Genomic DNA, 5,210 nt, shown 5'->3' with positions numbered 1-5,210 from the left:
GCCATCAGAACCATCGACGCCCTGTGGCAGGCCATCGGCGATATCTGCAATCTCTTCTCTCCAACAGAATGCAGAAACTACTTCACTGCCGCAGGCTATGGACTCACATGAAAGTCCGCCGCTCTAGCCGAGCTTCTTGCCAAGGCTAAGTGTGAGGCATCACACGAGATAAGATAAATATGCCTTGGCGAGGCCTGTCTTTTCCATCCAGCTTGCGGCCGTTGTTCGGATTACCCGGACTGCGAACCAATATCCCGGTGCTTGGTGCGCGCGGTTCTTTGTCTTTCGCATGGTGACCGGCCAACCTGTGAGCAGAAAGCCACATTTCCAAAGAATAGACTGGACTACCAGCCGGCTTGGTTGACAAGAATGCCCCCTATGACATTATCCGGCGGGGATTTTCAGGAGAGCTTGGCATGAAGAAGATTTACGAGAGGCCTTCCCTGGTGAAAAAGGGCCGGCTTTCGTCGGTTGTAGCGCAGTCGCTTTCCACGCCGACTTAACCACTGCAGGTACGGAAGAGCCTGATCGGCTCGTGCTAGGGTGTTCTGGCACGGCGCGTTGATGCCTACCGGTGAATTTGCATTCAGGATAATTGGAGGATTTAGACAGTGAAGAAGACATACGAGAAGCCGACCGTCGTCCGCAAGGGCAAGCTTTCGGCAGTCACGGCGCTGAACGCCCCCTCTCGAGGCTGATCGAATTCGCACCGCGGCGCAGTTGAACCGCGGCGCAGTTGAGGAGCGGCATCGTTCTCGATGTCGCTCCTTTGTGCTTGTCAGGGCTGTGGAGCCGATCCTCGCCAGAAGGGCAAGACTACGGCAATTCCGCATAAGGCCCGTCAGTGGCAGATAAACTGGGCGAAGACCGGCCTCACCGCGCCAGCACCAGTTCATCCAGCACAGCCTGCCAGTAGTGCTTCGTGGAGATGCGCACGCGCGTCACCGCCTTCAGCATCGGCGCGTAATGGACCGGCGTCAGCGCCGAAAGCACGATCTCGTCGCTGGCGACGAGATCGTCGCCGAGCCAGCTTTCGACCAGCGCCACCTCGCCTTCCGAGGCCAGCCATGCGGCGGCGAGCATCGCCGAATGGAAGCCGAAGGGCGTGGCACGGCCGAACTCCGCCGGATGGCCGCTGCTGGTGTAGGTCACATGGCCGCCAGAGAGATTGCCGTTGAGATACCCCTCGCTGTCCTTGACATATTGGCTCGTCAGGGCGTTGAGGTTGCGCCAGTCGAGCCCGCCATGGCCGGAAGGGACTTTCTGGAAGGGCAGCGCGGTGACGTCGTCGAAGCCGACCGTCTCGAGCGCCGCCTTGGCGGCGATCGCGCCCGGCCGCAAAAGGCCTAGATCGGCCGGATAGGGCGAGAGCGCGAGGCGCCGGTCAAGACCCGAGCCCGCAATCGCAAGCGTGTCGGCCTCGGCGGGAAGATCGATATGGAAGCTGCCGGGCGCGATCGGCCTGGTCTCCAGCAGCCTGCCCTTGCCCAGCAGCGAAAGCGTTGCCTCGGCCTCCGCGATGCCGCGCACGAAGCGCGCTGGCGAGAGGCCGACCATCGCGGGCAGATCCTCTCCCACCAGGCCGGCGGGTGAGCCTGGCAATCCGCTGAGCCTCAGCGACTGGTTCTCGTTGCCGGTGCTGACGCGCCAGCCTTTCGGCACGGAGACGCAGAAGCGGTAGGTTCCAGGCTTGCGCAGGACCGCGCGGCGCTTCTTTGTCGACATGACGAAATTGGCAAAGCCGCCATTGTTGGTGCGCACCGCTGCGAGGAAGGCGCCCTTCTCGTCATAGGCCCGCACCACGATGCCGCCTATCGGGCGGTCGGCCTTTCCGAATTTCCCGTCGCCGTCGACATCCATGAAGACGAAGGAGGAATAGTTGAGCGTTCCGCGACCGCCGCTCCAGTTGGTGCGGGGCGCATAATCGCGCGCGGGATCGGCGCTGCCGCGCGCCTTGCGGCGCGTGCGATGGAGATGCCGGGCGAGAATGATGAGAGCGATCGCGCCGGCGAGGAAGAGGGCCGAGACGAGAAGGATGAGGGTATTAGCCATGGCGGGCGAGCGATGGCTGGACAAAAATATTCAAGATGAAAAGCATAAAGTCTGCCCCCCCTTTTTATGACTTGCAAAACTAGCGTGGGACGTCGATGCCGCACAACCACCACTGATTAAACGCTAAGCGCAGGCCTTGAAATGCTGGAGGGACAGCGCCGACTTGCCCTTCTCCCCTTGTGGGAGAAGGTCAGGTAGCCACCTCCACCCACACCGGCGCGTGATCGCTGGCGTTGTCCTGTCCACGCACCCCGCGATCGATGCCGGCCCCTCTCAGCTTGCGCACCAGTTTCTTCGACAACAGGACGTGGTCGAGTCTCAGCCCCGCGTCGCGCGGCCAGCGGTTCCGGCGGTAGTCCCAGAAAGTGTAGAGCTTCTCCTCCTTCGGGAAGACTTTTCGCAGCGCATCCGTCCAGCCCTGCTCGATGAGCGCGGCGAAGGCGGCGCGGCTTTCAGGCTGCACCAGCGCGTTGTCGTCATAGGAGCGGGTTTGGTAGATGTCGCGCGGCTCGGGCACGATGTTGTAGTCGCCGGCGAGCACCACCGGCAGGCCGGTGTCGAGAAGCTCGCTGGCATGGGCCGCGAAGCGCTCGTGCCAGGCGAGCTTGTAGGCGAATTTCGGCCCCGGTTGCGGATTGCCGTTCGGCGCATAGAGGCAGGCAATGACGATGCCGTCGACCGCCGCCTCGATGTAGCGCGCCTGCCGGTCGCCATCGTCGCCGGGCAGCGCGTCGCGCGTCAGCACCGGCTCGGCGCCGCGCGCGAGAATGGCGACGCCGTTCCAGGTAGGCTCGCCCTTCCACACCGCGCCGTAGCCGGCGTTCGCCAGCCGGGTCAACGGAAACTGCGTGTCGCGCGCCTTGAGCTCCTGCAGGCAGACGACATCGGGTTTGGCGACGGCCAGCCAGGCGAGAAGGTTTTCCAGCCGGCTGTTGATGTTGTTAATGTTGAAGGTGGCGAGTTTCATTCAAGTCAGACTCGTCGGCGCAATCAGCCCGCGATCCAGGCCCTCACCGTCTCCGCCACCGTCTTCAGATGATCTGCCGTCGAAAACCCCGACACCGCCTTGCGGGGTTTCAGGTCGTGGTCGCCGTCCTCCAGCCAGACCACCTGAATAGCCTCGGACAGGCCGTAGGTCGCGACCTCGTCCTTCGTGCCGAACTCGTCGCGCGTGCCCTGGAAGATCAGTGTCGGGGTCTTCAAGTCAGCGAGGTGTTTTGTCCGGAGTTGCTCCGGCTTGCCGGGCGGATGGAAGGGATAGCCGAGGCAGACCAGGCCGGCGATCTCGCCCTTGGCGAACATCTCGTCGGCGACCATGGAGGCGACGCGCCCGCCCATCGACTTGCCGCCGATGATGAGCTTGCCGGTCACGCCCTTGGCGCGCAGATCGGCGATCGCCTTGATGTATTCGGGATTCACCGTCTCGGCGCGCGGCGGCGGCTTGCGGTGGCCGTAGCGGCGCGCCGCCATGTAGTGGAACTCGAAGCGCGCGACGCGAAAGCCGGCGGTGGCAAGCGCCTTGGCAGTGGCGGCCATCGAGGCGGAATCCATCGGCGCGCCGGCGCCGTGGGCGAGCAGGATGGTGACGGGGGCGGATTCGGGGCCGTCGAAGAGGAAGTAGGTCATGGCGTCTCCGGCGTGGGCGACCCCTTCTCCCCTTGTGGGAGAAGGTGGCCGAGCGAAGCTCGGTCGGATGAGGGGTGCTCCAGCTTGGCGGACACGCCCATCGATTTCCCGGCAAACGACAAGATCACCAGCGTCTCATTCCTTCCAACACCCCTCATCCGTCTCGGCGCTGCGCGCCGATCCACCTTCCCCCACAAGGGGAGGAGGAGAGGCGCTCACCCCGCCGTGCGCGCCATGTGCAGGTCCACGAACTGTATCCCCTTCTGCGCCAGCCTTGCCCATTCTGACCCCGCATCGAGCTCGAGATAGCGCACCCACAACCGGCGGGCCTCATTCAGATTTCCGGCGTCGAATTCCAGCCGCGCAAGGTTGAACACCGGATCGGCATAGGCCTTGTCGAGCGCGATCGCTTTTTGCAAATGCCTTCTCGCCGACGCCACCTTGCCCTCGTCGCTCATCAGCCCGGCAAGATTGAACCAGGCTTCGACAAAGCCCGGATCGAGTTTTATCGCACGGGCGTAGTCGTGCGCGGCGTCGGCCACACGGCCGGCGCCGCGCAGGCAGTTGGCGCGGTTGAAGGCGGCGATGGCATCCTTGGGATCGATCGCCAGGCAGCGCTGGTAGAGCGCGGCCGCGTCGTCGTGGCGCCCCCCCTCTTCCGCGGCTTCGGCCTCGGCGAACAACTCCTCAATCGTGTCGTCTTCCGGTGAGCCGAGATCGAACAGGAGCTGGCCGTCGAGTTCGCTCATCCCATCGTCGAGATAGATCGCATCCGGCCTGCCATGCTGCGAGCCAAGGTTGAGCGACTTGGCGGTGAGCGAGGCAACCGGGCCGGAGCGGTGGACGGAGCGCGCGATCGCGCCCCAGGTGGCGCCGCTGGCGATCAGCCCCGCATATTTGCGGGCCAGGATCAGGTCGCGGAAGGAGTAAGGCTCGGCATCATGCTCGAAGGCGTCGAACAGCGACAGCATGTCGAGATCGTCGCCGGTAAGCCGCGACTGGTCGATGAGAGATTGCCTGGAAAGCGAGGACGCCTCCGGCGCTTTCATCAGCCCGAGCAGGCGCAGAAACCCGTTCTCGCTGATGAGCGCACGCCCGGCGCCGCGCTCGGCTTTCGCGCGACGCTCGATCTCGGCGTCGTCGGCCTTCGTCGGCTTGACGAGAAGCGCGCGGCCGAACACGACATGCGTGGTGCGGCGCGTGACGCCGCGCCTCAGCTCGGCATGTCGGCGCTCGACCTCGCGCGCGCCGAGCCTGAGCGGAAAGGCTACAAACGCGCCAACGACGCCGAAGACGGCGCCGGGAACGATCGCCGGCCCTCCAGTCACTTCTTGCTCTTGCCGACGGCCTTCAACAGGTTCGCCTTCAGCGGATTCTCAGGCGCGCCGCCACCGGCGGCCGCCTTCCTGGCGGGCTTGGCCGGCGCCTCTTCGGCCTTGCTCTTCGACTTGGCCGGCGGCTTCGCCTGCTGCGACAGGCTCGCCTTCAGCGCATCCATCAGGGTGGTGACATTGCCCCGCTCCGGTGCCGCC

Annotated in this window: 5 protein-coding genes and 2 pseudogenes; 2 read left to right on the top strand and 5 right to left on the bottom strand. The window is 64.5% G+C overall.

Annotated elements, in window-relative coordinates; all coding sequences use genetic code 11:
* Both EOA29_RS43200 and EOA29_RS43870 read left to right on the top strand, forming a co-directional pair.
* A pseudogene (locus EOA29_RS43200) lies at positions 1–111 on the top strand (IS630 family transposase); the annotation flags it as partial.
* A 500-nt stretch (positions 112–611) separates the two neighbouring features.
* On the top strand, positions 612–698 hold the full coding sequence (locus tag EOA29_RS43870) for a lasso RiPP family leader peptide-containing protein (RefSeq protein ID WP_126095956.1): 87 nt from the start codon (positions 612–614) through the stop codon (positions 696–698).
* 175 nt (positions 699–873) lie between these two features.
* Here EOA29_RS43870 and EOA29_RS24235 read toward each other — a convergent pair whose 3' ends face one another.
* From EOA29_RS24235 to EOA29_RS24215, 5 genes and pseudogenes are all read right to left on the bottom strand, one after another.
* Positions 874–2,052, bottom strand: a complete 1,179-nt coding sequence (locus tag EOA29_RS24235) for a hypothetical protein (protein ID WP_126094560.1) — start codon at positions 2,050–2,052, stop codon at positions 874–876.
* A gap of 190 nt (positions 2,053–2,242) precedes the next feature.
* Positions 2,243–3,019, bottom strand: coding sequence for an exodeoxyribonuclease III (locus EOA29_RS24230; RefSeq protein ID WP_126094561.1), 777 nt, complete (start codon positions 3,017–3,019; stop codon positions 2,243–2,245).
* A 23-nt stretch (positions 3,020–3,042) separates the two neighbouring features.
* A complete protein-coding gene (locus EOA29_RS24225) occupies positions 3,043–3,678 on the bottom strand; it encodes an alpha/beta fold hydrolase (RefSeq protein ID WP_126094562.1) in 636 nt (211 codons plus the stop codon).
* A gap of 215 nt (positions 3,679–3,893) precedes the next feature.
* The gene (locus tag EOA29_RS24220) at positions 3,894–5,006 is read right to left on the bottom strand and encodes a tetratricopeptide repeat protein (RefSeq protein ID WP_245468526.1); all 1,113 of its coding nucleotides are present in this window, start codon (positions 5,004–5,006) and stop codon (positions 3,894–3,896) included.
* Positions 5,003–5,210 (bottom strand): annotated as a pseudogene (locus EOA29_RS24215) (Ku protein); the annotation flags it as partial. The gene EOA29_RS24220 and the pseudogene EOA29_RS24215, both read right to left, overlap by 4 nt.

Origin of the sequence: Mesorhizobium sp. M1E.F.Ca.ET.063.01.1.1, assembly GCF_003998155.1 — a bacterium.
Lineage (GTDB): Bacteria > Pseudomonadota > Alphaproteobacteria > Rhizobiales > Rhizobiaceae > Mesorhizobium.
The sequence above is the reverse complement of the archived record's forward strand: the minus strand, read 5'-3'. Positions and strand labels throughout refer to the sequence as shown.

What these genes read in the sequence shown, in the direction of transcription:
- EOA29_RS24235 (WP_126094560.1), bottom strand. Translation starts at nt 2,052, where the DNA reads ATGGCTAATACCCTCATCCTTCTCGTCTCGGCCCTCTTCCTCGCCGGC.
- EOA29_RS24230 (WP_126094561.1), bottom strand. Translation starts at nt 3,019, where the DNA reads ATGAAACTCGCCACCTTCAACATTAACAACATCAACAGCCGGCTGGAA.
- EOA29_RS24225 (WP_126094562.1), bottom strand. Translation starts at nt 3,678, where the DNA reads ATGACCTACTTCCTCTTCGACGGCCCCGAATCCGCCCCCGTCACCATC.